This window comes from Bradyrhizobium sp. USDA 327 (assembly GCF_041262065.1).
Taxonomy (GTDB): domain Bacteria; phylum Pseudomonadota; class Alphaproteobacteria; order Rhizobiales; family Xanthobacteraceae; genus Bradyrhizobium; species Bradyrhizobium liaoningense.
The window spans coordinates 6,991,267-7,017,257 of record NZ_JBGCCW010000001.1 but is presented as its reverse complement, the minus strand read 5'-3'; the positions used below and the strand labels follow the sequence as shown (position 1 = coordinate 7,017,257).

The window sequence follows — 25,991 nt, the reverse complement described above, 5'->3', positions numbered from 1 at the left end:
AAACTATTCCGAGGGCCGGTTGCGCTGGCGATCAGTATAGAGCTTCATGATCGCCGCCGCGGTTTCCTCGATCGAGCGGCGCGTGACGTCCAGCAGCGGCCAGTCATGCTTGGCGCTGAGCTTGCGAGCAAACGCGACCTCCTCGGTGACCGACTGCTTGTCGGTGTAGGTGTCGCTGCCGGACTCGGCACCCATGGACAGCAGGCGGTTCTGGCGGATCTGAATCAGTCGTTCCGGTGTCGCGTGCAGGCTGACCACCAGCGGCCGCGTCAGCGTCTCCAGTTGCGAGGGCACGGGAATGCCTGGAACCAGCGGCACGTTGGCGGTGCGGATGCCGCGATTGGCGAGATAGATCGAGGTCGGCGTCTTCGACGTCCGGGACACGCCGACCAGGACCACATCGGCCTCGTCGAGACCTTCGACGTGCTGGCCATCGTCATGTATCATCGTGTAGTTCAAGGCGTCGATGCGCTTGAAATATTCCGCGTTGAGGACGTGCTGGGCGCCGACGCGTCCCGTGGTCGCAGCGCCGAGATAGGCTTCGAACAACTGCATCACCGGGCCGATAATCGACAGGCTGGGAACATTGATCTGCTTGCACTTGTCCTCGAGCCTAGCGACCAGATCCTTTTCGAGCAGCGTGAACAGCACGATTCCCGGCGCTTCCTCGATCTCATCGAGCACGCGGTCGAGCTGCTTTTGGCTGCGCACCAGCGGATAGACGTGCTCGACCGGCGTCACGTTGGCGTATTGGGCCGCGACCGCGCGCGCCACGGTGATGAGCGTTTCACCAGTGGAGTCGGAGACCAGATGCAGGTGGAAATAATTGTTCGAGGTCGGCACAGAAACTCTTTGTATGAGGGCGGGGCAGTTTGTGGATTTCTGTGGAGCTTAACCCCTTGGAAAGGGATGTGCGACACCAGGGGCGGGACAACGGCCAATTTTCTTCACACCACTGCCGGTCAGGACAAGTCCGGCGCCCTCCGATGAGGGGAGCGGGATTGCGCGGATAACCCGCTTGATAAGCTGCCGACGGTCAAGCGCAAGCTCTTGAGTCCGGGCCGCTTATTCGAACGGCTCGAGGTCGCGCAGGATATGTTGATGGATGTGAACAAGCGCGCGTGAAGTGGCGGACGGAATTGTGTGAGTCCAATCCACGGTCACTAAGACTCAAACCTTAAGATTCTAAAAGTTTTAGGTTTAGAAGAGCCGAGCACGCGGATATGTGTGTGCACCCAAATCTATGAATGAATTCTTACCGGGCTCGTTCCATCCACTGTCCGGTGAGACAGGGCGCGTTCGAACGACATCGATCCTGGTTCGCGTCTGGAAAACGCGCAAGGCAAGACACGGAAGGGCTGCCGGCATGTACGAGTGGATCAAGGCGCTGCACGTGATCGCGGTCATCTCCTGGATGGCCGGCATGCTCTATCTGCCGCGGCTGTTCGTTTATCATTGCGAAGCGGAGATCGGCTCGAAGCAGTCGGAAACGTTCAAGGTTATGGAACGCCGGCTGCTCAAGGCGATCATCAACCCGGCCATGATCGTGACCTGGCTGGCCGGTCTCTATCTCGCGTGGTCCGGTCATTGGTTTGCATCGCCCTGGTTGCACGTAAAACTGGCATTGGTCCTGGCGATGTCTGCGGTCCACGGCTTTTTTTCCCGTTGGCTGAAGGATTTCGCCGCCGACCGGCGCCCACGGAGCCAGAAATTCTATCGAATAATCAATGAGGTGCCGACTGTTCTGATGATCGTCATCGTCATCATGGTGATCGTGAAGCCGTTCTAGGCACGTCGCGCCGACGATTCGCTCAGCGCTTCGGCTTGCGGAGCAGGAAGCGATTTTCTATATTACCGACATCCCACCCAACGCAGGCGGATGTGGTTGTGTCCGAGCTTTCCAGAAGCCGGGTACCGCATCAGGTTTGAAGCCTCCCGGCGCTCACCTTGCCAGTCCTGCGGACCTTACCTTCTCACGTCCGCATTTCAGAGCCTCCTCGCACCCCCTCTTCTAAGGCTACCCCACAGGACCACCCCAATGCGGGAAATTAAACTCCAGGACCTCAAGTCGAAAACCCCGGCTGAGCTCGTCTCGTTCGCGGAAGAGAACGGGGTCGAGAACGCAAGCACCATGCGCAAGCAGGAGCTGCTGTTCGCTATCCTCAAGCAGCTCTCGATCGCCGAGACCGATATCGTCGGCGAAGGCGTCGTCGAAGTGCTCTCCGACGGCTTCGGCTTCCTCCGCTCGCCCGATGCGAATTATCTGCCGGGCCCCGACGACATCTACGTGTCGCCCTCGCAGATCCGCCGTTTTGGGTTGCGTACCGGCGACACCATCGAAGGCCATATCCGCAGCCCGAAAGAGGGCGAGCGATATTTCGCGCTGCTGAAGGTCAACACGCTCAATTTCGAGGACCCGGAAAAGGCCAAGCACAAGGTCAATTTCGACAACCTCACGCCGCTTTTCCCGAATCAGCGCTTCCGCATGGAAATCGACGATCCCACGCGAAAGGACCTGTCTGCACGCGTGATCGACATCGTCGCCCCGATCGGCAAGGGTCAGCGCGCATTGATCGTCGCGCCGCCGCGCACCGGTAAGACCGTGCTGATGCAGAACATCGCACATTCGATCACGCACAATCATCCCGAATGCTATCTGATCGTGCTTCTGATCGACGAGCGTCCGGAAGAAGTCACGGACATGCAGCGCTCGGTGAAGGGCGAGGTCGTGTCCTCCACCTTCGACGAGCCGGCGGTACGTCACGTCCAGGTCGCCGAGATGGTGATCGAGAAGGCCAAGCGTTTGGTCGAGCACGGTCGCGACGTCGTGATCCTGCTCGATTCGATCACCCGCCTTGGCCGCGCCTACAACACCGTGGTGCCGTCATCCGGCAAGGTACTGACCGGCGGTGTCGACGCCAACGCGCTCCAGCGCCCGAAGCGGTTCTTCGGCGCCGCCCGCAACATCGAGGAGGGCGGCTCGCTGACTATCATCGCGACCGCGCTGGTCGATACCGGCAGCCGCATGGACGAAGTCATCTTCGAAGAGTTCAAGGGCACCGGTAACTCGGAACTGATCCTGGACCGCAAGGTGTCGGACAAGCGCACCTTCCCGGCGATCGACATCTCGCGCTCCGGCACCCGCAAGGAGGAGCTCATCACCGATCCGCAGGTGCTCAAGAAGATGTACGTGCTCCGCCGTATCCTCAATCCGATGGGCACGATGGACGCGATCGACTTCCTGCTCGACAAGCTCCGCTCGACCAAGAGCAACTCGGAGTTCTTCGAGTCGATGAACACCTGAGTGCACTGCAACAGAGGATTGGAGGGCGCCTTCGGGCGCCCTTTTGTTGTGCGGCTTTGCTGCAGCGAATTTGCAGCATGAAGGGTTGGTTCCTATCCGGATCGCTGGCGTTTATTAATATGTTGATATCACGTGGGAAAAAGCTGGATCGGACTCGGCCTGAAATCTCTCGGGTAGGGTGTTTTGCAGCAAAATGCTGTAGTTATGTTGCGTTGCAACATAGGTATTGCTGCAAGGTTTAGCGCAGCAAATCCTCCAGCTGGCCGGCGGAAATCGGAAGTTTGCCTTTTCGCCAGGAGGCGGACAAATAGGCCATGCATCCGAGAGACCAGACCATCTTTGCGCTGTCATCTGGCCGGGCGCCCAGCGCGATCGCGGTGGTGCGTGTGTCGGGCTCGCAGGCCGGCCGGGTGCTGACAAGGCTCGCGGGCCAGCTGCCGGCACCGAGGCAGGCAAGCCGCCGGTTGCTTTGTGACGGCGCGGGCCAGCCAATCGACGATGCGGTGGTGCTCTGGTTTCCAGGACCGGCCAGCGCGACCGGCGAGGACGTCGCCGAGTTTCACGTCCATGGCGGACGCGCGGTGCTTGCGACGCTCCTTGCGGCAATTTCGAATCTTCCGAATACCCGCGCCGCTGAGCCTGGAGAGTTCACGCGGCGCGCGTTCGAGAACGGCAAGATCGACCTCACCGAGGCCGAGGGTCTCGACGACCTCATCCACGCTGACACCGATCGGCAACGGCGCCAGGCGCTGCGCCAGTTGCAAGGTCTTCTCGGCGATCACGCGCGCGACTGGCGCGAGCGCATCATCGAGGCGTCCGCGCTGATCGAGGCGGGCATCGATTTCTCCGACGAAGGCGACGTGCCGGCCGAATTGATGGCGCCGGCAGTCAGGGCAATCCAAGCCCTGTATGATGAAATCTCAAAAGCCCTTGCGGCGCAGGGACACGCTGAACGTCTGCGTGACGGCCTGGTGGTCGCGATCGCGGGCGAGCCGAACGTCGGCAAGTCGACCTTGATCAACCAGCTCGCGCGGCGCGAGGTCGCGATCGTCTCGCCTCACGCCGGCACCACGCGCGACGTGATCGAGGTGCAGCTCGATCTCGACGGTTACCCCGTCACTGTCATCGACACCGCGGGCATTCGCGAGACCGATGATCCGGTGGAGCAGGAGGGTGTGCGTCGGGCACGTGCGCGCGCCGGGGACGCCGACCTGGTCCTGTGGTTGGTGGAGGGCGGGCAAGCTGTCGATCCGGAAGCCATGCGCTCGCTTCGGAGTTCTGGTGGCGGTGCTGCCTCGTCGGGCGGCCCGGTCTGGATCGTCCGCAACAAGATCGATCTCGGCGGGCGCGCGGGCGCCGTGCGGCCGGGCGAGTTCCCGATCTCCGCGAGCCGGGGCGACGGCATTCCGGAACTGGTTGAGGCCCTCGTGACATTCGCCGCCAACTTCTTCGGAATGACGGAGGGCGCATTGGTGACCAGGGCGCGGCAGCGCGATTTGCTGCGCCAGGCGTCGGACAGCTTGCGCCGGAGTCTGGAGCTTGTAGAAGAGGGCGAAGAGCTGGCGGCCGAAGAGCTGCGTGCTGCCGCCTATGCCCTGGGCCGGCTGTTGGGGCGGGTGGACGTCGAGGACGTCCTCGGGGCGATCTTCCAGAAATTCTGTATTGGAAAGTAGGGCTAGTTCTTCATTGTAGCACTACGACTTGTTCCATTCCTTGGTTTCACGTGAAACAGCGGAGAGCTCCGGCCAGTGTGCGGCGGTTCATTGCTTGATCTGATGTCCCTTATAGGAGTGGCATTAGGGCCGCTGGCCGCGCCTCAATCTCGTCTTTGCGAGTTTGGACCGGCGTCGCGTCGCCGACCCGACGCTAACGAAAATGGATCGGCACATCTGGTCGAATTCAGCCCACTTTTCTGTGAGCCCTTGCGACGACGCTGCGTCCGCGGGAGGGATTCTCGATTTGCTTCGGTGCGCTGGCTGCCGCACGGTCTCGCTGTCGCTCGTTTCGGCTCCTTCGACTGATGTTGTTTCACGTGAAACAGTAATGCCTTCAACGCCCCTTCTACTGTGCATGGGGTTGTTTTCGCAAAAAGGCGTATCCCCAGCCTCCTCCTGTTTCACGTGAAACACCACCAGCCCTGAGTTTCCGCTTCCGGCTTTTTCGGCCCTGGGATAGAAGTCCGATCATGCGAACAGAGCGAGCAAGCTTCGACGTCATCGTGATCGGCGGCGGCCACGCCGGCTGTGAGGCCGCGGCTGCTGCTGCGCGGATGGGCGCAGTGACCGCTCTGGTGACGCACCATTTCTCGACTGTCGGCGCGATGTCCTGCAATCCGGCCATCGGTGGTCTGGGCAAGGGTCATCTGGTCCGCGAAGTCGATGCTCTCGATGGTCTGATGGGTTGCGTGGGCGACGCCGGTGGCATCCAATTTCGTGTTCTCAATCGGCGGAAGGGGCCCGCTGTCCGTGGTCCGCGAGCCCAGGCGGACCGGAAGCTTTATGCGGCCGCCATGCAGGCCGCGATCCGGGAGACCGAGGGCCTTTCGATCATCGAAGGCGAGGCTGACGAGCTGATCGTGGCCGAAGGGCGGGTCACGGGTCTTCGCCTGGGTGATGGTCGGGAGCTGCGGGCAGGGGCGGTTGTGGTTACCACCGGCACATTCCTCCGCGGTCTGATCCATCTCGGTGAGAAGAGTTGGCCCGCCGGCCGGGTCGGCGAAGCTCCTGCGATGGGCCTTTCAAGCTCCTTCGAGCGTGCCGGCTTCACCCTCGGACGTCTCAAGACCGGCACGCCGCCCCGTCTGGACGGCACCACGATCGACTGGGCCGCCGTCGAGATGCAGCCCGGGGACGAGCCGCCAGAGCCTTTCTCGGTGATGACCGAGCGGATCACGACCCCTCAGATCCAGTGCGGGATCACCCGGACCACGGCCGCGACCCATGAGGTGATCCGCGCCAATGTCCATCGCTCTCCGATGTACTCCGGCCAGATCAAGAGCTCCGGCCCGCGCTATTGCCCCTCGATCGAGGACAAGATCGTCCGTTTCGGCGACCGCGACGGCCATCAGATCTTCCTGGAGCCGGAAGGGCTCGACGATACGACGGTCTATCCCAACGGCATCTCGACCTCGCTGCCGGAGGAGGTCCAGCTTGCGATCCTCGCCAGCATTCCAGGCCTGGAGCGGGTTGCGATGGTGCGGCCGGGCTATGCCATCGAATACGACCACATCGATCCTCGCGAGCTCGATCCGACCCTGCAGACCAAGCGCCTGCGCGGGCTGTTCCTGGCCGGGCAGATCAACGGCACCACCGGATATGAAGAGGCCGCCGGGCAGGGCATCGTGGCTGGCTTGAATGCGGCATTGTCCGCCAGTGGGGCCGCGCTGACGGTATTCGATCGGGCGGACGGCTATCTCGGCGTCATGATCGATGACCTTGTCACCCGCGGAATCAGTGAGCCCTATCGGATGTTCACCTCCAGGGCTGAGTATCGTTTGACGCTGCGGGCCGACAATGCGGACCAGCGCCTGACCGAGAAAGGCATTGCCTTGGGCTGTGTCGGCAGTGCCCGAACCCGGCATCACCGTGCCAAGATGGACGCCCTGAACGCGGCACGAACACTGTCGAAGTCCCTGACCATCACCCCGAACGAGGCGATCAAGCACGGCCTGTCCCTGAACCGGGATGGCCAGCGCCGGTCGGCCTTCGAGCTGATGGCGTATCCGGAGATCGGCTGGAGCCAGGTCCGCGCGATCTGGCCGGAGTTGGCGGCAATCGATCCCGTCATCGCCACCCACCTCGAGATTGACGCGAAATACGATGTCTATCTGGAGCGCCAGAGCGCCGACGTTGAAGCGTTCAGGCGCGATGAAGGGATGGTGCTGTCGGACGTCGATTACCAGCAGGTCCCAGGTCTCTCCAACGAGGTCCGGGCCAAGCTGGAGAAGGCCCGCCCCTTCACCGTCGGCCAGGCTGGCCGGATCGATGGCATGACGCCGGCCGCGCTCGGCATCCTCGCGGCTTATCTGCGCCGTGAAGCTCGGAAAACTTCCAAGGCAATCGCATAGGCGTTTCACGTGAAACAGCGCGGACCGGGCGGGGACAGGCCGCTATCGCGACGACCCGGAGCGGGTGAGGGTGCTGGTCGGCGAGCCGAGCTGGCGCCGGCTGGACCGAAGAACGACAAGGCCAGGGCCAACGATCAGTCGCTGGACGCGATCATCGCAGCCGACAAGATCGCGGCGCTCAAGCTCGCTCCCGTTTCACGTGAAACCGAAGCCCGGCTCGATCGCTACATCGCCCTGCTGCGCGAGTGGCAGGCCAAGACAAATCTGGTCGCGCCTTCGACCTTGCCGCATCTCTGGACGCGGCACATTGCCGATTCGCTTCAGCTGGTCGATCTCGCGCCGACCGCCAAACGCTGGGCCGACCTCGGCAGCGGCGGCGGCTTTCCCGGCGTCGTCCTGGCCTGCGCCATGGCGGGGACGCCGGGCGCTAGCGTCCACCTCGTCGAGCGAATCGCCAAGAAGGCGGCTTTCCTGCGCGAAGCGATTCGCGTCACCACATCTCCGGGAGTCGTACATCTCGCTGAGATCGGGGATAATGTGGATAGAATCACCGGCCCCGTCGATTGCGTCACCGCGCGCGCACTGGCTCCGCTACATCAACTCATCGGCTTTGCGGAGCCGCTGATGCGCCAGGGCGCAAAGGCGTTGTTTCTGAAGGGTCAAGATGTAGAGGCTGAATTGACCGAAGCCGCTAAATATTGGAGTATTCAACCTCAGCTCCATCAAAGCCGCACGGGTGACGGCTGGATCGTGGAGCTGACGTCCGTCGAACGACGCGGGTGAGGCGTTCAGGGGTGAGTGGGGAATTGCGATGAGCGTGATTGACGAACCGCAGCAAGAACAGACGGCCCAGGAGACCAATGAGGTCCCGCATGGCCACCCGCGCATCCTGGCGCTGGCGAATCAGAAGGGCGGTGTGGGAAAGACAACCACAGCGATCAACCTCGGCACGGCGCTCGCGGCGATCGGCGAGCGCGTCCTGATCGTCGATCTCGATCCCCAGGGCAATGCCTCGACCGGCCTCGGCATCGATCGCCGCAACCGCTCCTGCTCGACCTACGACGTGCTGGTCGGCGAAGCCGCGTTGCGCGAGGCGGTGGTCTCGACCGCGGTGCCGCGGCTGCACATCGCGCCCTCGACCATGGATCTCTCCGGCCTCGAGCTCGAGCTCGGCACCACGCCCGGCCGCGCCTTCAAGCTGCGCGACGCCATCGGCGCGCTCAACAACAACGTCTCGCCGGATGCCGACTACACCTATGTGCTGATCGACTGCCCGCCCTCGCTCAACCTGCTCACGGTGAACGCGATGGCTGCCTCCGACGCGATCCTGGTGCCGCTGCAATGCGAGTTCTTCGCGCTCGAGGGTCTGTCGCAATTGCTGCAGACGGTGGAGCAGGTGCGTTCGACGCTCAATCCAAACCTGTCGATCCACGGCATCGTGCTGACCATGTTCGACTCGCGCAACAACCTCTCGAACCAGGTCGTCGCCGACGTCCGCCAGTTCATGGGCGAGAAGGTCTACAAGACCATGATCCCGCGCAACGTGCGCATCTCCGAAGCGCCGTCCTACGGCAAGCCGGTGCTGGTCTACGATCTCAAATGCGTCGGCAGCGAAGCCTACCTGCGGCTCGCCACCGAGGTGATCCAGCGCGAGCGCGAGCTGCGCACGACGCATTGACGCTGCCTTAGGGTGGGCAAAGGCGTCTTCGCCGTGCCCACCGTCTTCCGCACACAATCGGTGGGCGCGTATCGCTTTTGCCCACCCTACGATAATTCAGTTCTGGAGTGCTGCACCGTGAATCCAAGGGAGCTGGCGATGGCCGACGAAGCGCGTTCGCGACTGGGCCGAGGTCTTGCGAGTCTGATCGGTGACGTCGGCGGCGAGGCTCAGCATGTCGATCGTCCGCGCGCGCAGCGCAAGGTGCCGATCGAATTCATCAAGCCCAACCCGCGCAACCCGCGCCGCACCTTTTCGGAGACCGAGCTCAAGGAGCTCTCCGACTCCATCAAGCAGCACGGCGTGATCCAGCCGATCGTGGTGCGTCCGGTGAAGGGCGCGCAGGATCGCTACGAGATCATTGCGGGCGAGCGGCGCTGGCGCGCCTCGCAGCTCGCCGGCCTGCATGACGTGCCGATCGTTCCGGTCGACATCAGCGACAGCGACGCGCTGGAGTTCGCGATCATCGAGAACGTGCAGCGCGAAGACCTCAACCCGATGGAGGAGGCGCAGGGCTATCACGCGCTCGCCAACGAGTTCAAACGCAGCCAGGACGACATCGCAAAGGTCGTCGGCAAGAGCCGCAGCCACGTCGCCAACATGATGCGGCTGACGAAGCTGCCGGCAGAGGTGCAGGCCTACATCGCGACCGGCGAATTGACGGCGGGCCACGCCCGCGCGCTGATCGGCGTGCCGGATCCGCTCGCCGCCGCCAAGCGCATCGTCGAGGAGGGGCTCAACGTCCGCCAAGCCGAGGCTCTGGCGCACGAGGAAGGCGTGCCCGAGCGCAAGCCGCAGAAGGCGCGCGCCGGCGCGAAGGAAAAGGACCCCGATACGATCGACCTCGAAAAGCGTGTCAGCGACGCGCTGGGTCTCAAGGTCACCGTCAATCATCGCGATCCCGGCGGCTCCGTGCAGATCAACTACCGCAACCTCGATCAGCTCGACGAGGTGATGAAGCGGCTCGCCAAGGGCGCGCTGTAGGCCCGGCCTTCGCCGTCGTCCCCGTGTTCGCGGGAACGATGGCTGCGTGGGCGCGCGTCTGCATCCACAACATCATTGCGAGCATAGCGAAGCAATCCAGAATCTTTCCGCGGAGAGATTCTTGACTGCTTCGCTGCGCTCGCAATGACGTGGAAAGATCGAAGGACTAAAGCGCGATGCGATTAGGATGAATCGTCATTGCGCTTTAGGTTGTTGTTTAAGCATGATCTTTTCGGAAAACCGCTACGCACTTTTCCGGATCATGCTTTAAGCCCGCCGCTTCGCGTTTGCCGCAATCGCCATCAGCGCGCGCTGCGCTATGGCTGCAGCGAGGGTGGACTGCTTGCGGGTGTCGAGCGCCGCGGTTGCGAGCTGCTCGATGATGGCGGCGAGCCGCGCCGGGCTGAAATTGCGCAGCGCGGTTTCAACCGCGGGCTTTCGCGAAAAATGCAGGCGTGGAAAGCCGCCGTCGAGCACGGCGGAGGCCGGCGTGCCGTCGGCGATGGCGAGCGCGGATTTGTGCAGCCACGCAGCCTGCCGCAGCGCGGCGGAGATGATCACGCCGGGATAGGTGCCGGCGATCATGGCCTTGGCGAATTCGGTCTCGACGATGTCGGGCCGTCCGGAAAAGGCGCCGTCGACGATCGGATCGAGCTTCAGCTCGGACGCATCGGCGACCACGGCCATGACGTCATCCAGCGTGACCTCGCCCTTGCCGTGGGCGTAGAGCGTCAGCTTGCGCAGCTCGTTGCGCGAGGCCTGGCGGTCACCGCCGAGAAAGGACATCAGCGCCGCGCGGGCGTCCTGCGCGATACGCAAATTCGCGATGCGGAGCTCGTCCTCCATCAGCCTGGCAAGATCGCGCTCAGTGTCGGGATAGCAGCCGATCGCCACGGCCGTCTTGGCGCGCTCGCAAGTCTTGCGCAGCGGCGATTCCGGGCGAAGCTCGCCGGCCTCTATCACGATGCGGCAATCCTTCACGTTTATTTCGGCCAGCGTCTCGATGCCGCTGGCAAAGCTGCGCGAGCCGGCGCGAACGCGGATGGCGCGGCGGCCGCCGAACAGCGGCACCGTCATGGCCTCGTCGACGAGGCGCGAGGGCTCGGCGGAGAGCTCGTCGCCGTCGAGCTTGACCAGCGAGAACGGATCGTTGGGATCGTCGACGGCGGATGCGATCAGCGCATCGGCGCGCTCGCGCACGAGGCCGGCATCGGGACCGTAGAGCAGGATGATCGGGCGGCCCGCGTCAGGGCGGGCGAGGAAAGCGTCGATCTCTTTTCCGCGCAGCGCGACCATGGTCTAGATCGTCATTCCGGAGCGCGCAGAGCGCGAATTGCGGTGCGCAATCGCGCACCAGAGAATCCAGAGGCTGGAGATCGACATTCCGGGTTCACGCTTCGCGTGCCCCGGAATAACGGGAACTGAATCAGGTGCCTGCGGTGAAGAACGAGGCGAGCCGGGTGGAGATGTTCTCGGCGATCTCGTTGGCGGCGCGATCCTCGGCATCGCGCACGGCGCGGGTGCGCGAGAAGCGCTGATAGGACCCCGGCATGTCATAGGACACACGCGAGAATGTCGAGCCCGTCATGACCGACTTGCCGGTCGCGACATCGATCAGATTGTACTGGGCGTCGATGCCGAGATTTTCGCTGGTCGGCAGTCCCGTCGTGGCGCTGACGATCAGCGAGGAGCGGCTGGTGACGAAGCGGATATCCAGCCGGTGGGTCGGCGGCATGCCCGTTGCCGTGCCGTAAAGCTTGAAGGCCAGCGCGTTACGGATTTCGACGCCGACGCGGGCCTCGCGCGAAGCATTGGGCTTGTTGATCGGGGGTAGCTCGACGCCCATCAGCCGTTCGCGCAGACCGGGGGTGCCGTCGGTGCGCTCGGCATACATCGGCTGGAAGCAGCCTGCCGTCAGAGCCGCCAATGCAGCGACTGCCAGCAAGCGGGCTGCGATACGGATCCTAGCCGACAACATTCACGATCCTCTTGGGAACGATGATCACCTTGCGGACGGGCTTGCCGTCCAGGGCCAGCTTTACCGCATCGAGGGCCAAAACGGCAGCCTCGATTTCCGGATTCTGGGCCGCTGTTGCAACTGTGACCTCACCCCGCTTCTTGCCGTTGACCTGGACCACCAGGGTCACGCTGTCTTCGACCAGCAAATCGCGTTCGATTTGGGGCCAATTGGCCTCCGAAACCAGCCCCTTCTGGCCCAGAGCCCGCCAGCACTCCTCGGCCAAATGCGGCATCATCGGAGAGAACAGCTGGACCAGGATCTGGCTGGCCTCCCGGATCGCCCAGGCCAGATCTGGCGCCAGGTCGGCTGCGGGCTGGCCCGGGCGCTGGAGCACCTCCGAGAAAATATTGTTGAATTCGCGGATATGGGCGAGGCAGACGTTGAAGTGCAGCCGCTCGATGCCGGTGGTGACCTTGTCGAGCGCGCCATGGGCGGCCTTGCGCAAGGTGGTCGCGTCCGGGCCGAAGCTGGCCGGCCGGGCCGCCGGCGCACCGTTGCCGAGTTCGACGGAATCGTTCACCAGCCGCCACAGCCGCTGCACGAAGCGCGAGGCGCCCTGGACGCGCTCGTCGCTCCAGATCACGTCGCGGTCGGGCGGGGAGTCCGACAGCATGAACCAGCGGGCCACGTCGGCGCCGTAGGTCTCGATGATGTCGTCGGGGTCGACCGTGTTCTTCTTCGACTTGGACATCTTCTCGATCGGGCCGATCTGGATGTCCTCGCCGGTAGCGAGCAACGTTGCGCGGCGCCCGTTGCCGCCGACCTCGATCTTCACCTCGGCCGGCTGCACATAGGTGCCGTCGGCCTTCTGGTAGGTCTCGTGCACCACCATGCCTTGCGTGAACATGCCGGCGAATGGCTCGTCCAGCGCAATGTGCCCGGTCGCCTTCATCGCGCGGGTGAAGAAGCGGCTGTAGAGCAGATGCAGGATCGCGTGCTCGACGCCGCCGATGTACTGGTCGACCGGTAGCATCCGGTTGGCGACCGCAGGCGTCGTCGGCGCGTTCTCGTTCCAGGGATCGGTGAAGCGCGCAAAGTACCAGGACGAATCCACGAACGTGTCCATGGTGTCTGTTTCGCGCTGGGCCTTGCCCCCGCATTTGGGGCAGGTGACGTGCTTCCAGGTCGGATGATGATCGAGCGCGTTGCCCGGTCTGTCGAAGGTGGCGTCGTCCGGCAGCTTCACCGGCAGGTCCGCATCCGGCACCGGCACCACATCGCATTTCGGACAGTGAATGACGGGAATCGGGCAGCCCCAATAGCGCTGGCGCGAAATGCCCCAGTCGCGCAGACGGAAATTCACCTGGCGCTCGCCAACCGGTGCGTTGCCGCGCAGCTCCGTCTCGAGACGCTTCGCCACGTCTTCCTTCGCCTGCTCGATGGTCATGCCGTCGAGGAAGCGCGAATTGATCATGCGGCCGTCACCGTCATAGGCGGTGTCGGTGATCACGAAGGTCTTGGGATCCTGGCCTTCCGGGCACACGACGGGCGTGTTGCCGAGATTGTACTTGTTGACGAAGTCGAGGTCGCGCTGGTCGTGCGCCGGGCAGCCGAAGATGGCGCCGGTGCCATATTCCATCAGCACGAAGTTCGCGACATAGACCGGCAGCTTCCAGGATGGATCGAACGGATGCACCGCGCGGATGCCGGTGTCGAAGCCCTGCTTCTCCGCGGTGTCGATGATCTCCTGCGCGGTGCCGATCTTCTTGATCTCCGCGATGAACTCCGCAAGCCTAGGGTTCTTCGCCGCGGCGGCCTGCGCCAGCGGATGATCCGCCGAGATCGCCATGAATTTCGCGCCGAACAGCGTGTCCGGGCGCGTCGTGAAGATCTTCAGCTCGCTCTCGCCGGCCGGCGTCGTCGCTGGATCGAGCGCGAAGCGGACCAGCAGGCCCTCCGAGCGGCCGATCCAGTTGCGCTGCATCAGCCGCACCTTGTCGGGCCAGCGGTCCAGCCCGTCCAGTGCGCTCAAGAGCTCCTGCGAGTACTTCGTGATCTTGAAGACCCACTGGTTCATTTCCCGCTGTTCGACCACGGCACCCGAACGCCAGCCGCGGCCGTCGATCACCTGCTCGTTGGCGAGCACGGTCATGTCGACGGGGTCCCAGTTCACCTTGCGCTTCTCGCGCTCGGCGAGACCTTCGCGCAGGAAGTCCAGAAACATCTTCTGCTGGTGCTTGTAGTAGGAGGGATCGCAGGTTGCGATCTCGCGGCTCCAGTCCAGCGACAGCCCGATCGAGCGGAGCTGCTTCTTCATCGCGGCGATGTTGTCGTAGGTCCAGGCCTTCGGGGCGACCTTGCGCTCGATCGCGGCGTTCTCAGCCGGCAGGCCGAAGGCATCCCAGCCCATCGGATGCAGCACGTTGAAGCCCTTGGCGCGCATGAAGCGGGCCAGCACGTCGCCCAGCGTGTAATTGCGGACATGGCCGATATGGATGCGCCCGGAAGGATAGGGGAACATCTCGAGCACATAGTATTTCGGCCGCGGATCGTCGTTCCTGGAGACGAAGATCGCCTGCTCGTCCCAGAGGCGTTGCCAGCGCGGTTCGGCGTCGCGGGCGTTATAGCGTTCGGAGGTCATGGAATCGTTGGGTTTTCGTGGGTTCGGCCGTGTCAAGACGGCGGACTAGGCCATAGAAGACCTCAGGGGGTCAATGGGTTGCCGCGTTCTGGAACTTCGACCGCGCCTCCGCATAACTACGAGGGCCCGCGTTGGGGTGTGATTAAGGGGTCGATGCCAATTTGCGGCCCGACAAGGCCGCATGACCGCGATGGATTCCAGCTTCGACGATCCCGATTACGACTATGCCGCGTCCATCGCCGGACGGGCGATGCGGAGCATGGCCGAACAGCGTATCGCGCCGACTCCGGCCAATTTCGCGGTCTGGTTCCAGTATCTCTCAGGCAGCCATGACGATCTGCGCAACGCGATCGATCTGCTGATCGACCACAATCGTCCCTTCGATGCGCGAACCAATCAGGATCTGTTCGAGACCTACGTCGCGCCCCGGGTGAGTGCGGTCGTGGCCGACACCTCCGAGCGGCTGGAGGCGCTCATGGAGGCCGCGAAGGAGTTTCTGGCGACCGCGATCGCCGACAATCATTCGCAGATGCAGGTCATCAGCCAGGTAGCCGACCAGGGCAGGGCCGGCGTCGATCCAAAGCTGCTGGTCGCCCAGCTCATGAACGAGCTGGCGCGGGCCGCCACAAGGGCGACGCGGCTGGAGGCAGGCTTTGCGGAAAAGACCCGCGAGCTCGACGTGATCCGCGATTCGCTATCGAGGTCCGAGCAGCGCGCCCGGACCGACATGTTGACGGGGCTGGCGAACCGGCGGGCGCTCGACGAATTCCTGCGCAAGGCGCAGACGACTGCGGAATGGGGCGAGCCGCTCAGCGTGCTGTTGCTCGATATCGACTACTTCAAGGCCTTCAACGACAATTTCGGCCATGGCGTCGGCGACCAGGTGCTGCGCCTGATGGCGAAGGTGCTGCGCGAAAAGGTTCGCGAGCAGGATCTGCCGGCCCGCTATGGCGGCGAGGAGCTGATCGCGGTGCTGCCGGACGCCGATCTTGGCGCATGTGCCGAGCTCGCCGAGCGCATCAGGCGCGCGATTGCCGAATGCACGATCACGCGCCGCTCGACCGGCGAGATCCTGCCGAACATCAGCGTGTCGATCGGCGTGGCGCAGTACCGGACCGGCGAGGCGATCACCGATCTGATCGAACGTTGCGATCGCGCGCTCTATCTCGCCAAGAGCGGCGGCCGCAATCGCGTCGTGACGGAGGTCGAGCTCGGGCGGGCCGGGGCTGCGGCTACATGATCCGAAAAAATGTGCAGCGATTCTTCCTCGCGACAAACGCGGAACGCGTTAGCGCGGAGATCATGCTCAAACAACAACCCAGAGCGCGATGACGATTCATCTCAATCGCATCGCGCTCTAGGCGCTGACTACCATCATCATATCAGCCGCGCCGGTCTCGATCGCCTGCACGCCGTGCTCGACGACATTGTTGCGGCCGCGATGCTTGGCGGCATAGAGCGCGGCGTCGGCGGCTTCGATCAGGTCGCCGGGACGCAAGGACTCGTTCGGTTTCGTCGCGGCAACCCCGATCGAGACCGTGACGATCATGTGGTTCGAGGTGATGTGCGGCAGGCAGAGTTTCAGCACGGCCGCGCGCACCTGTTCGCCGATTTCGGCGGCGCGCATCACGTCGGTATTCGGCAGCAAGAGGCAGAATTCCTCGCCGCCATAACGTGCAGCAAAGCCCATCGTGTCGGCGGCGATGCCGGACAGCGACTCGCCGAGCCGGGTCAGGCAGGAATCGCCTTCGAGATGGCCGTAAGTGTCGTTGAACAGCTTGAAATGGTCGACGTCGATCATCAGGAGCGCGAGGTCGCTGCCGTATTGCTGCGCGCGCATCCATTCGAGATCGAGCCGGCTCTGGAAACCGCGGCGGTTGGCGAGCCCCGACAGCATGTCGATCGAGGCCATCACCGTCAACCGGTCGTTGCTCGCAATCAGCTCGCGCTCGCGCTGGCTCAACTGCGCAGCCATCGCATTGAAGGCGCGGGCCAGCGGAACGAACTCGGCCGGCAGCCGATTGCGTGCCGCGCGGGCCGACAGGTCGCCCTCGCCGAGACGCTTGGCCATGTCGGCGAGCATCTCGATCGGCTTGATGACGAGTTTCTCGGCGGCAATCAGCGCGCCGAGCAGGACGAACACGACGACGAATGCGAGCTGCAGATAGGCGGTGCGGATGTCGCGGCTGACCGCCGCTGATACCTTGTCTTCATCGATGCTGGCGATCAGGCGGGCATTGGTGCCGGCGATGCGGATGTAGCTGACCGCGCGGCGGGAGCCGTCGGCGGCGAGGAAGGACAGTGAACCCTCGTCCTGGTCGGACCGCAGCGCCTTGTCCGCGATCGCGGACATCAGCGGCATGTTGTCGAGGGGGCGGCCGACCGCGCTGTGCTGATCGGCGGGGGCCGCCAGCACGGTGCCCGCGCTGTCGACCAGCACCGCGGTGATGCCGGCGCGGCCGCCAAGATTGCTCATGACCTTCGACATCCAGTCGAGATTGACGGTCGCAAGCACGACGGCATCGGGCACCCCGCTGAAGGCCGAGACCGGATATACCGCCATCACGGTCGGCGAGAGCACCGGCCGCGACAGGATGAAATCGCTGAGAACGAAGCGGCCGGTTTGCTGTGCCTGCTGGAAGTAGGGCCGGTCACTGAGATCGAGGCCGACATACATGTTGTTGGTGGCGCATTGGATGCGCCCGTCCTGGCCGGCGATCAAAAGCGTGCGGATCCAGGGAAGGCTCGACGGCAGGCTTGCGCGCAGCACGTCGCAGCTCTTGCTGATGCCGCCGGCGGAGGCGCGGATGAAGGCTTCCGATTTCAGGATGGTCTCGACCGACGAGATCACCTCGCGTTGCGCATCGGCACTGTGCCTTGCCACCGTGGTGAACTCGGCCGCAGCCTGCGCGATCTGCCGCACACGCGTGTCTTCGAGCGAGCGGATGCGCTCGAGCATTAACGGCGCCACGAGAATGACCGCAAGCAACGCAAGCCGCGCCCGGATTCCCAGAACCTGCTTGAGTTTCGCGCGTTTGCGGTTGAGACTGACGCTTGCCATCTTCGTTACCCACCCCACGGGCCAAGGTAAAGCGAAGGGTTCAAAAACTGTTTCTTGAACTCGGTAAAATTGGACTTAACTCGGGCTACGATCCCGGCCAAGAGACGTCATGACAGAAGCCATCGCCGCGCCGGTAACCGGCCATTCACCAAACGCGCTCGCCGCGGTCGAAGCTGAAATTGACCGCGCCTGCAAGGACGCGCGGCGCGACCGCGCCTCCGTGACGCTGATAGCGGTGTCCAAGACTTTCGCCGCCGATGCAATTATCCCGGTCATCGCCGCCGGACAGCGGGTATTCGGCGAGAATCGGGTGCAGGAGGCCAAAAGCAAGTGGCCGGCCTTAACGTCTGTTTACCCCGATATCGCGCTGCATCTGATCGGGCCGCTGCAATCCAACAAGGCGAAAGAGGCGGTCGCGCTGTTCGACGCGATCCATTCGGTCGATCGCCCGAGCATTTGCCAGGCATTAGCCAAGGAAATCGAATCCCAGAACAAGCGCCCGCAGCTCTTCGTCCAGATCAACACGGGCGAGGAACCGCAGAAGGCCGGCGTCGCGCCCGGCGAGGCCGATGCCTTCCTCGCGAGCTGCCGCGACACCTATGGGCTCACGATCTCCGGACTGATGTGCATCCCGCCCGTCGACGAACCGCCGGCGGCGCATTTTGCCCTCACCGCCAAGATCGCCGCGCGCAATGGATTGAAGAATCTCTCGATGGGCATGAGCGCCGATTTCGCGACCGCGATCATGCTGGGCGCCACCCATGTGCGCGTGGGGAGTGCGATCTTCGGGCATCGGTAGAAGCCGTTTAGCCGCTATCGACGGCGCAAGGCGCACGACCGACGCTCATGCCCGTGTCCCGGACAAGCTGCAACGCTTGAAGCGTTGCAGCGCAGAGCCGGGACCCAGGGCGACACGGCACAATGCAGCGAGATGGGCCCCGGCTCTGCAGCGCACCGCTGAAGAAGCGCTGCGCTGCGTCCGGGGCACGAGCGCGAAACGTGGCGCTCGCAACGACGGCGGCGTTGCGAGTCGCGCCTACACGAACTCCACCGACACCTTGCCGAGCATGCCAAAGTCCGCCGCAAACCGATCGCCAGCCCGGATCGGCAGCGGCGGATGGCATGTGCCCGTCGTCACCACCTGCCCTGCCCGCAAGGTGATGCCAAGGCTGCTGAGTTCGTTCGCAAGCCAGGCGAGAGCTGCGCGCGGATCGCCCAGCACGTTCCTGCCGTGGCCGATATGGCGCTCGCCACGCAGCGTGATCTGAGGCCGTTCCTCGACGAGATCCATCGCCCGCCAATCCGCTGATGTCGCAGCACCCAGCACGAACAGATGGGCGCAGGCATTGTCGGCGATGAGCTGCGCCTCGCCCGCGCTGACGAAATCGGCAAAGCGCGAATCAGGAATCTCGATCGCGGGATGCAGTGTCTCGACGGCGTCGAGCACCTCGCGAGCGGTGTACGGCACCGCGCGCGGCGGCAGATCGCGCCCCATCCGAAAGGCGAATTCCGGCTCGCCGACGCGCATCTCGTTGCCCTTCATCGACGCAGTCCCGCCGTCAGCGATCACGGTGTCGCTCATGATACGTCCGGCCATGGGGCCTGCGACATTGATGTGCTTCTGTCCGGCCTCGCTGGTTGCCGCGATCTTCCAGCCGAACAATTTCGCGCTCGATTGTCGTTCGAGCGCGGCCTGGATGGCGTAGCCCTCGGCGCGACTCTGTGGCCGCAACCGAGCCTCCAGTGCGTCCAGCTTGGTGCCGTCGCGCCAGTGTTGAACCAGGACCTGCGAAGCGGCGGCGATCTGATCCTTGTCGAGCATGCACCCTCACCCGATGATGATTCTTGTTCGCGGGCCCAGGCGCCGCAGCAATTGCAGCATCGCAGACTTCGTCATGGAGACGCAGCCCGCGGTCGGGCCGAAATTGTCGCGGGCGAGGTGCAGGAACACCGCGCTGCCGCGGCCGGCGATGCGCGGTCTGGTGTTGTGGTCGATCTCGATGATGAAGTCATAGAGGTGGTCGGCCCGCTTGAGCCGGTCACCGCCCTGCCCCTCGCCCATCCGGATGCCCTGATTGTAATGGCGGTCCCGTGGATCCTCGCACCAGGCGTCTGCGCCGGTGATCTTCCGGGCCGGCAGGAACGTCTGGGGGCGGCTGTGCCGGTCGCCCCGCCACCACAGCCGCCTGGGACGGAAGCTGCCCCTGGGGGTGCCGCCATCGCCCTCGCGCTTGTTGGCGAGAATGCCGCCCCGCCCCAGCGCAACCGGGATGGTCAGCGTCCCGGCCGTCAGCCAGCCCCGGCGCGGATTGCCGGCCATAGCCTTAACGCGGATCGCAGACAGCGGCCCGGCGCGTCGATTCCTGGCATAACCAACTGAAGCTGCTTTATTTTTCATGTGAACGTGCAATGTCGAATTCATTACAGGACATTCATCAAATCGCCCTGCTATTCTGAGTTAGAGTGCTTCTGGCTTGTGAATCGGTAACAGCCCACTACTTCAACACGAACAACAATAACAACGGCGACCCTAAACTTCCCTCGCGGCTGGGTGCGGCATGGATGCGCGCCGAGCCGGACCCTAAAAGGATGACCCCCTATGGCCAATGCCCGCAAGATCCTGATCGTGGATGACGATACCGATCTGCGCGATACGTTGGTGGAGCAATTATCGCTGCACGAAGAATTCGAAGCCTCCGCGGTCGACACCGGCGCCAAGGGCGCGAGCGCCGCAAAGGCGAATTCTCCCGATCTCGTCCTGATGGATGTCGGCCTACCCGATACGGACGGCCGCGAAGTCGTCCGTTCCTTGCGCAAGGGCGGATTCAAGGCGCCGATCATCATGCTGACCGGCCACGACACCGATTCCGATACGATCCTGGGGCTGGAATCCGGCGCCAACGACTATGTCGCAAAGCCCTTCCGCTTCGCCGTCCTGCTGGCCCGCATCCGTGCCCAGCTCCGCCAGCACGAAGCCAGCGAGGACGCGGTGTTCTCGGTCGGCCCCTACTCCTTCCGTCCCGGCTCGAAGATGCTGACCGCGGCCAATGCGCGCAAGGTCCGCCTCACCGAGAAGGAAACGGCGATTCTCCGCTTCCTCTACCGGGCCGGCCAGATGCCGGTGTCGCGCGAGACCCTGCTCCAGGAGGTCTGGGGCTACAATTCCGGCGTCACCACCCACACGCTGGAAACCCACATCTATCGGCTTCGCCAGAAGATCGAGAAGGACGCCGCCAACCCCGAGATCCTGGTCACCGAAGCCGGTGGCTACAAGCTGGTGCCGTGATACGTTCCGGAAACGCGCGATTCGTCGTAAATTGGCGCGTTCCTCGAGCCACGGACCGGAATGTCAATCGACGACGACGTAGCGCTTCTCGAGCGTGTCCCGACACTGCGCCTGTTGGGAGACGCCTCGTTGCGCATGCTGGCGATCGGTTCCGAGCAGCGTGACTTCGTCCGCGGTGACCTCCTGTTCGATCTCGGTGACGCCGCCGATGCCGGCTTCGTGGTTCAGCGCGGCGCCTTCAGGGTCGAAGACGGCGCCGGCGCCGAAATGATCGCCGGCCCCGGCGCGCTGATCGGCGAGCTCGCACTGGTGGTGCCGATGAAGCGGCCATCGCGTGCGATCGCGCTGGAGCATTCCTCCGTCATCCGCGTGGCACGCAGCCTGTTCCAGCGTGTGCTGGAGAGCGACCCCGCCGCCGCCGTGCGCCTGCGCGACGAATTCGCGGTGCGCTCCAGCCAGATCGCCAGCGACATCCTGATGGCCGGCGCGAAGCTGACGTCTTGAGTCTCTCTGTTGTCATTCCGGGGCGCGACGAAGTCGCGAGCCCGGAATCCATTCCTCCACCAACTCTGCCGCTTGATGGATTCTCAGGTGCGCAATTGCGCACCATAGCGCGCCCCGGAATGACAGGTGACGCTCATAGATCGAGCGTCACCGTGACGGGCACGTGGTCCGATGGACGCTCCCAGCTCCGCGCGTCGCGCAGGATCTTGAAATCGCTGACCGCGTCCTTCAACGCACGCGAGACCCAGATGTGATCGAGCCTGCGGCCGCGGTCGCCGACAGTCCAGTCGGCGGAACGATAGCTCCACCACGTATAGACCTTCTCCGACATCGGGATGCGCTCGCGCGCGACGTCGATCCATTCGCCGGCGGCGAGCGCCGCCTTCAGCTTCTCGGTTTCGACGGGTGTGTGCGAGACGACTTTCAGAAGCTGCTTGTGTGACCACACGTCGTTCTCGTGCGGGGCGACGTTGAGGTCGCCGACCAGGATGTGGCGGTCCTCGCCGCGCGGATGCAGCGGCTCGCACGCCTTCATCTCGTCGAGGAAGCGAAGCTTGTGGTCGAACTTCTCGTTCAGCGCGGGATCGGGAATGTCGCCGCCGGCGGGCACGTAGAAATTATGCAGCACCAAAGGCTTTGCGATGCCCGCCTTCTCGCCGAACGACACCGAGATGTGGCGCGAATCCACCTTGTCGCAGAAGGTGCGGATGTCCTTGGACTCGAAGGGAATCTTCGAGACGATGGCGACACCGTGATAGCCCTTCTGCCCGTTCAGCGCGACGTGCTCATAGCCGAGCCGCTTGAAGCGCTTCAGCGGAAAGGCGTCGTCGATGCACTTGGTCTCCTGCAGGCACAGCACCTCCGGTCGCGCGCTCTTCAAGAATTTCGCGACCAGGTCGATGCGCAGCCGCACCGAATTGATGTTCCAGGTTGTCAGGGAAAGACGCATGGTGACGATCTAACAAACTCCATCCGTCATGGCCGGGCTTGACCCGGCCATCCACGTCTTTTTGTCGGATCCAAAAACGTGGATGCCCGGGACAAGCCCGGGCATGACGGTGATTGGAGCGGTCATGCTATCTCAGCCCGGCGACGGGCCGTAATTGGTGAAATCGATCTTGAACATGTTGGGGTCGAGCTTCTTGCTCGAATCCAGATTGTAGACCGCGATCGTGGTGTCGTAGCCCTGCGGGTCGGTGACGGTCCACTGCTTGAGCTGGCCGTCCTTGGCACCGAACATCAGGAGCAGCCGGCTGGTGCCGACCAGCGCCTGCTTCTCCTCGATGGTGACGCTGACGAAGACGTCGTCGGCCGAGACGCCAACGACATTGGTGTCCTTCATCAGGTCGATGCGGTCGGACAGCAGGAAGCGCAGCGGCGTCTGCGACAGCGGATAGATGTCCTGGGTCGCGAGCTTGCGGTCGCGCACCACCAGCGACGATCCGTCGGCGACGATGTCGATCGGACTCGGCGCGTCATATTCGAAGCGCACCTTGCCGGGCTTCTGGATGTAGAAATCGCCCTGTGTCTTGCTGCCGTCGGGGCCGACCTGGACGAAATTACCGACCAATGTCTGAAGCGACGACAGGTAGGCGCTGACCTTGGCCGCCTGCGCTTTCTGGTTGGCATCGAAGGTCTGGAAGATGCTGCTCGGCACGTTGCGTCGCGGATCCGGGATGACCGGATTCGGTGGCGTCTGCATCGCGCCGGTCACAGCGGGCCCACCGGCCGGCCCGCCATCGCCGCGGCCCTTCGGCGCAGGCTTCGGCACGGGGACGGTCTGCGCGAACGAGGACGCAGTCACCATCGCGGCGGTGACGAGAAGCACGCCGGCCACGCGCGCGCCTCGCGCGGCGATGGTGGCGGCGAATCGAATGTGCGGATGTCTGATCAACGCGTCGTCCTGTATGGCTGGGCGCCTTTTTAGCGTGATTTCGGGCAAAAGCAGATAACGATTTCGCGTGAAATGATGTTCAGGGGCCGCTTGCCTCACATATGGCTGTCTTCTTCCTCGACCAGAATCTCGCGCTTGCCGGCGTGGTTGGCGGGGCCGACGATGCCTTCGAGTTCCATGCGCTCCATCAGCGATGCGGCCCGGTTGTAGCCGATCTGCAGGCGGCGCTGGATGTAGCTGGTCGAGGCCTTGCGATCGCGTTTGACGATGGCAACCGCCTGCTGGAACAGATCGCCGCCGCCATCCCCGCCCATGCCGGTCGCGTCGAACACGGCGCCGTCCTCGTCCTCGGTCGGCTCCTCGGCGGTGACGGCTTCGAGGTATTCCGGCTGTCCCTGCGTCTTGAGATGACGCACCACCTTCTCGACTTCCTCGTCGGAGGCGAACGGTCCGTGCACGCGGCTGATGCGGCCGCCGCCGGCCATGTAGAGCATGTCGCCCTGGCCGAGCAGCTGCTCGGCGCCCATCTCGCCCAGAATGGTGCGGCTGTCGATCTTGGAGGTGACCTGGAAGGCGATGCGCGTCGGGAAGTTCGCCTTGATGGTGCCGGTGATGACGTCGACCGACGGACGCTGCGTGGCCAGGATCACGTGCAGGCCGGCGGCGCGCGCCATCTGCGCGAGACGCTGCACCGCGCCTTCGATGTCCTTGCCGGCGACCATCATCAGGTCGGCCATTTCGTCGACGATGATGACGATGTAGGGCAGCGGGTCGAGCGAGAGCTTCTCTTCCTCGTAGATCGCCTTGCCGGTTTCCTTGTCGAAGCCGGTATGCACCGTGCGCGTCGGCTCCTCGCCCTTGGCCTTCAATTCGAGCAGGCGCGTGTTGTAGCCGTCGATGTTGCGCACGCCGAGCTTGGCCATGTTCTTGTAGCGCTCTTCCATCTCGCGCACGGCCCATTTCAGCGCGACCACCGCCTTCTTCGGATCGGTCACGACGGGCGTGAGCAGATGGGGAATGCCGTCATAGACGGAGAGCTCGAGCATCTTCGGGTCGACCATGATCAGCCGGCACTGGTCCGGGCGCAGCCGGTAGACCAGGCTGAGAATCATGGTGTTGATCGCGACCGACTTACCCGAGCCGGTGGTACCGGCGATCAGCATGTGCGGCGTGCGGGCGAGATCGATGATGACGGGATCGCCGCCGATGGTCTTGCCGAGGCACAACGGCAGCTTTGCCACCGTGTCGGTCGCCTCCTTCGCCACCAGCAATTCGCGCAAGTAGACCTTCTCGCGATGCGCGTTCGGCAGCTCGATGCCGATCGCGTTGCGGCCGGGCACGACCGCGACGCGCGCCGACAGCGCGCTCATCGAGCGGGCGATGTCGTCGGCAAGCCCGATCACGCGCGAGGACTTGATGCCAGGCGCCGGCTCCAGTTCGTAGAGCGTAACGACAGGACCCGGATTGGCCTTCACGATCTCGCCGCGCACGCCGAAATCCTGCAGCACGCCTTCGAGCGAACGGGAATTGGTCTCCAGCTCGGCCTTGCTGAGCGGCTGGCGATCGCCGGCTTTCGGGGCGGCCAGCATGGAGACGGAGGGAAGGTCGAACTTGTCGGAGGACTTCCTGGCCGCGGCCTTCGGTGCAGCCTTCTTGCGCGGGGCGCGCGCGGCGGGCTGCTCCTCTTCCTCCTCCTCGTCTTCCTCTTCTTCGTGCTCGTCCTCATGGTCCTCGTCTTCGGACTGCGGCGAGATCGAGGGCGCGGCGCGACCGCCGCCCAGATTCGGCTCCTGGCGGCTGAATGCAGCGGCCTTGGTCTTCGGTCCACTCGAGACCAGCGAGCGGTACGCGGCGCCAAGCAGCCAGATCAGCCGCGCCTTGGTGCTCATCAGCGCGTGGAACAGCCAGCCCAGCGATACCGAGCCGCGATCGCTCTCCTCGTCCTCGTCGAGCGGCTTGTCGTCATCCTCGATCTCCGCGAGCTCGTCGTCCTGCTCGCGGGCGCCAAGGCCGCAGGCGATCAGGAAGGTCACGGTCATCGCGGCGAACAGGATCGTGCCAAGCACGACGCGATAGATGGTGCCGGCCGGTCCGAAGATCACTGCCGGCGCACGCACCAGCGCGTCGCCGACCACGCCGCCGAGGCCGGTCGGCAGTGGCCATGCACCGCCATGCGGCCAGCAGCTGACGAAGCCCGCCGCGATCACCGTGCAGAGAATCCAGCAGCCGAGCCGCAGCGCTTCGCGGTCGAACGGGCGATGGGTCATCATGCGCCAGCCCCAGACCGCAACCGTCAGGACCAGCATGATCGCGCCGAGCCCGAGGATCTGCATCGCGAGGTCTGCACCGATCGCGCCGGCATAGCCGAGGATGTTGCGGATCGGCCGCGAGGTGGCGTGGCTGAGGCTGGGATCCTGCACCGACCACGTCATCAGCGCGGCCGAGGCGACGCCCGCCAGCGCGATCAGGCCGAGGCCGGTGAGCTCGCGCATGCGCCGCGCCAGACCCTCGCGGATCGATGGCGGCAGATGGCCGACCAGCGGAATGACGCGTTCGATTGCCGACATGCTCATG

At 64.0% G+C, this 25,991-nt stretch carries 21 protein-coding genes; 11 read left to right on the top strand and 10 right to left on the bottom strand.

Annotated features, from left to right (window positions below; translation table 11 throughout):
* Positions 1-3: 3 nt before the first annotated feature.
* Positions 4-843, bottom strand: a complete 840-nt coding sequence (locus ABIA42_RS33175) for a pyruvate, water dikinase regulatory protein (protein WP_271528833.1) — start codon at positions 841-843, stop codon at positions 4-6.
* A 400-nt stretch (positions 844-1,243) separates the two neighbouring features.
* Between ABIA42_RS33175 and hemJ the strand changes: the two genes are divergently transcribed.
* From hemJ to ABIA42_RS33140, 7 genes are all read left to right on the top strand, one after another.
* Positions 1,244-1,789 carry a protoporphyrinogen oxidase HemJ gene (gene hemJ / locus ABIA42_RS33170; RefSeq protein ID WP_370123802.1) on the top strand — a complete coding sequence of 182 codons (546 nt, stop codon included), beginning with the start codon at positions 1,244-1,246 and terminating at the stop codon, positions 1,787-1,789.
* A gap of 249 nt (positions 1,790-2,038) precedes the next feature.
* Entirely contained in the window at positions 2,039-3,304 is a 1,266-nt protein-coding gene (rho, locus tag ABIA42_RS33165) for a transcription termination factor Rho (RefSeq protein ID WP_271528835.1), read from the top strand.
* Between the two features lie 314 nt (positions 3,305-3,618).
* A complete protein-coding gene (gene mnmE / locus ABIA42_RS33160) occupies positions 3,619-4,977 on the top strand; it encodes a tRNA uridine-5-carboxymethylaminomethyl(34) synthesis GTPase MnmE (RefSeq protein WP_370117251.1) in 1,359 nt (452 codons plus the stop codon).
* 512 nt (positions 4,978-5,489) lie between these two features.
* The gene (gene mnmG, locus ABIA42_RS33155; RefSeq protein ID WP_370117253.1) at positions 5,490-7,370 is read left to right on the top strand and encodes a tRNA uridine-5-carboxymethylaminomethyl(34) synthesis enzyme MnmG; all 1,881 of its coding nucleotides are present in this window, start codon (positions 5,490-5,492) and stop codon (positions 7,368-7,370) included.
* Positions 7,371-7,511: 141 nt separating this feature from the next.
* Positions 7,512-8,153, top strand: a complete 642-nt coding sequence (gene rsmG / locus ABIA42_RS33150) for a 16S rRNA (guanine(527)-N(7))-methyltransferase RsmG (protein WP_370123805.1) — start codon at positions 7,512-7,514, stop codon at positions 8,151-8,153.
* Between the two features lie 28 nt (positions 8,154-8,181).
* The gene (locus ABIA42_RS33145; protein WP_028181374.1) at positions 8,182-9,048 is read left to right on the top strand and encodes a ParA family protein; all 867 of its coding nucleotides are present in this window, start codon (positions 8,182-8,184) and stop codon (positions 9,046-9,048) included.
* Between the two features lie 138 nt (positions 9,049-9,186).
* A complete protein-coding gene (locus tag ABIA42_RS33140; RefSeq protein ID WP_271528839.1) occupies positions 9,187-10,071 on the top strand; it encodes a ParB/RepB/Spo0J family partition protein in 885 nt (294 codons plus the stop codon).
* 267 nt (positions 10,072-10,338) lie between these two features.
* Here ABIA42_RS33140 and holA read toward each other — a convergent pair whose 3' ends face one another.
* From holA to leuS, 3 genes are all read right to left on the bottom strand, one after another.
* Positions 10,339-11,367: a DNA polymerase III subunit delta gene (gene holA, locus ABIA42_RS33135; protein WP_370117255.1), complete on the bottom strand. Its 1,029-nt coding sequence runs from the start codon at positions 11,365-11,367 to the stop codon at positions 10,339-10,341.
* Between the two features lie 130 nt (positions 11,368-11,497).
* Positions 11,498-12,049 carry an LPS assembly lipoprotein LptE gene (gene lptE / locus ABIA42_RS33130; protein ID WP_271528841.1) on the bottom strand — a complete coding sequence of 184 codons (552 nt, stop codon included), beginning with the start codon at positions 12,047-12,049 and terminating at the stop codon, positions 11,498-11,500.
* Positions 12,036-14,672, bottom strand: a complete 2,637-nt coding sequence (gene leuS, locus ABIA42_RS33125) for a leucine--tRNA ligase (protein WP_370117258.1) — start codon at positions 14,670-14,672, stop codon at positions 12,036-12,038. The genes lptE and leuS overlap by 14 nt, the downstream gene beginning before the upstream one ends.
* A 190-nt stretch (positions 14,673-14,862) precedes the next feature.
* On the opposite strand from leuS, the gene ABIA42_RS33120 reads away from it, so the two are divergent.
* A complete protein-coding gene (locus ABIA42_RS33120; RefSeq protein WP_370123808.1) occupies positions 14,863-15,912 on the top strand; it encodes a diguanylate cyclase in 1,050 nt (349 codons plus the stop codon).
* A 117-nt stretch (positions 15,913-16,029) separates the two neighbouring features.
* Here ABIA42_RS33120 and ABIA42_RS33115 read toward each other — a convergent pair whose 3' ends face one another.
* On the bottom strand, positions 16,030-17,733 hold the full coding sequence (locus ABIA42_RS33115; protein WP_370117262.1) for a diguanylate cyclase domain-containing protein: 1,704 nt from the start codon (positions 17,731-17,733) through the stop codon (positions 16,030-16,032).
* 109 nt (positions 17,734-17,842) lie between these two features.
* On the opposite strand from ABIA42_RS33115, the gene ABIA42_RS33110 reads away from it, so the two are divergent.
* The gene (locus tag ABIA42_RS33110) at positions 17,843-18,532 is read left to right on the top strand and encodes a YggS family pyridoxal phosphate-dependent enzyme (protein ID WP_370117265.1); all 690 of its coding nucleotides are present in this window, start codon (positions 17,843-17,845) and stop codon (positions 18,530-18,532) included.
* A gap of 237 nt (positions 18,533-18,769) precedes the next feature.
* On the opposite strand, the gene ABIA42_RS33105 is transcribed toward ABIA42_RS33110, so the two are convergent.
* Both ABIA42_RS33105 and ABIA42_RS33100 read right to left on the bottom strand, forming a co-directional pair.
* Complete coding sequence (locus ABIA42_RS33105) at positions 18,770-19,555, bottom strand: 2-keto-4-pentenoate hydratase (RefSeq protein WP_370117267.1); 786 nt, start codon at positions 19,553-19,555, stop codon at positions 18,770-18,772.
* Positions 19,556-19,561: 6 nt separating this feature from the next.
* Positions 19,562-20,131 carry a L,D-transpeptidase gene (locus ABIA42_RS33100; RefSeq protein ID WP_370117270.1) on the bottom strand — a complete coding sequence of 190 codons (570 nt, stop codon included), beginning with the start codon at positions 20,129-20,131 and terminating at the stop codon, positions 19,562-19,564.
* 201 nt (positions 20,132-20,332) lie between these two features.
* On the opposite strand from ABIA42_RS33100, the gene ABIA42_RS33095 reads away from it, so the two are divergent.
* Positions 20,333-21,019 carry a response regulator transcription factor gene (locus ABIA42_RS33095; protein ID WP_008142830.1) on the top strand — a complete coding sequence of 229 codons (687 nt, stop codon included), beginning with the start codon at positions 20,333-20,335 and terminating at the stop codon, positions 21,017-21,019.
* Positions 21,020-21,079: 60 nt separating this feature from the next.
* Positions 21,080-21,523, top strand: coding sequence for a Crp/Fnr family transcriptional regulator (locus tag ABIA42_RS33090; RefSeq protein ID WP_370117273.1), 444 nt, complete (start codon positions 21,080-21,082; stop codon positions 21,521-21,523).
* 133 nt (positions 21,524-21,656) lie between these two features.
* Here ABIA42_RS33090 and ABIA42_RS33085 read toward each other — a convergent pair whose 3' ends face one another.
* The 3 genes from ABIA42_RS33085 to ABIA42_RS33075 form a co-directional block, all read right to left on the bottom strand.
* Positions 21,657-22,472, bottom strand: a complete 816-nt coding sequence (locus tag ABIA42_RS33085) for an exodeoxyribonuclease III (RefSeq protein WP_370117275.1) — start codon at positions 22,470-22,472, stop codon at positions 21,657-21,659.
* Positions 22,473-22,604: 132 nt separating this feature from the next.
* A complete protein-coding gene (locus tag ABIA42_RS33080) occupies positions 22,605-23,360 on the bottom strand; it encodes an outer membrane lipoprotein carrier protein LolA (protein WP_271528982.1) in 756 nt (251 codons plus the stop codon).
* Positions 23,361-23,512: 152 nt separating this feature from the next.
* Positions 23,513-25,990 (bottom strand): DNA translocase FtsK, encoded by a 2,478-nt coding sequence (locus ABIA42_RS33075; RefSeq protein ID WP_370117278.1) that lies wholly within the window; start codon positions 25,988-25,990, stop codon positions 23,513-23,515.
* Between the last annotated feature and the right edge of the window lies 1 nt (position 25,991).

What these genes read in the sequence shown, in the direction of transcription:
- hemJ (WP_370123802.1), top strand. Translation starts at nt 1,244, where the DNA reads ATGAATGAATTCTTACCGGGCTCGTTCCATCCACTGTCCGGTGAGACA.
- rho (WP_271528835.1), top strand. Translation starts at nt 2,039, where the DNA reads ATGCGGGAAATTAAACTCCAGGACCTCAAGTCGAAAACCCCGGCTGAG.
- mnmE (WP_370117251.1), top strand. Translation starts at nt 3,619, where the DNA reads ATGCATCCGAGAGACCAGACCATCTTTGCGCTGTCATCTGGCCGGGCG.
- mnmG (WP_370117253.1), top strand. Translation starts at nt 5,490, where the DNA reads ATGCGAACAGAGCGAGCAAGCTTCGACGTCATCGTGATCGGCGGCGGC.
- ABIA42_RS33145 (WP_028181374.1), top strand. Translation starts at nt 8,182, where the DNA reads ATGAGCGTGATTGACGAACCGCAGCAAGAACAGACGGCCCAGGAGACC.
- ABIA42_RS33140 (WP_271528839.1), top strand. Translation starts at nt 9,187, where the DNA reads ATGGCCGACGAAGCGCGTTCGCGACTGGGCCGAGGTCTTGCGAGTCTG.
- holA (WP_370117255.1), bottom strand. Translation starts at nt 11,367, where the DNA reads ATGGTCGCGCTGCGCGGAAAAGAGATCGACGCTTTCCTCGCCCGCCCT.
- lptE (WP_271528841.1), bottom strand. Translation starts at nt 12,049, where the DNA reads ATGTTGTCGGCTAGGATCCGTATCGCAGCCCGCTTGCTGGCAGTCGCT.
- leuS (WP_370117258.1), bottom strand. Translation starts at nt 14,672, where the DNA reads ATGACCTCCGAACGCTATAACGCCCGCGACGCCGAACCGCGCTGGCAA.
- ABIA42_RS33120 (WP_370123808.1), top strand. Translation starts at nt 14,863, where the DNA reads ATGGATTCCAGCTTCGACGATCCCGATTACGACTATGCCGCGTCCATC.
- ABIA42_RS33115 (WP_370117262.1), bottom strand. Translation starts at nt 17,733, where the DNA reads ATGGCAAGCGTCAGTCTCAACCGCAAACGCGCGAAACTCAAGCAGGTT.
- ABIA42_RS33110 (WP_370117265.1), top strand. Translation starts at nt 17,843, where the DNA reads ATGACAGAAGCCATCGCCGCGCCGGTAACCGGCCATTCACCAAACGCG.
- ABIA42_RS33105 (WP_370117267.1), bottom strand. Translation starts at nt 19,555, where the DNA reads ATGCTCGACAAGGATCAGATCGCCGCCGCTTCGCAGGTCCTGGTTCAA.
- ABIA42_RS33100 (WP_370117270.1), bottom strand. Translation starts at nt 20,131, where the DNA reads ATGAAAAATAAAGCAGCTTCAGTTGGTTATGCCAGGAATCGACGCGCC.
- ABIA42_RS33095 (WP_008142830.1), top strand. Translation starts at nt 20,333, where the DNA reads ATGGCCAATGCCCGCAAGATCCTGATCGTGGATGACGATACCGATCTG.
- ABIA42_RS33090 (WP_370117273.1), top strand. Translation starts at nt 21,080, where the DNA reads ATGTCAATCGACGACGACGTAGCGCTTCTCGAGCGTGTCCCGACACTG.
- ABIA42_RS33085 (WP_370117275.1), bottom strand. Translation starts at nt 22,472, where the DNA reads ATGCGTCTTTCCCTGACAACCTGGAACATCAATTCGGTGCGGCTGCGC.
- ABIA42_RS33075 (WP_370117278.1), bottom strand. Translation starts at nt 25,990, where the DNA reads ATGAGCATGTCGGCAATCGAACGCGTCATTCCGCTGGTCGGCCATCTG.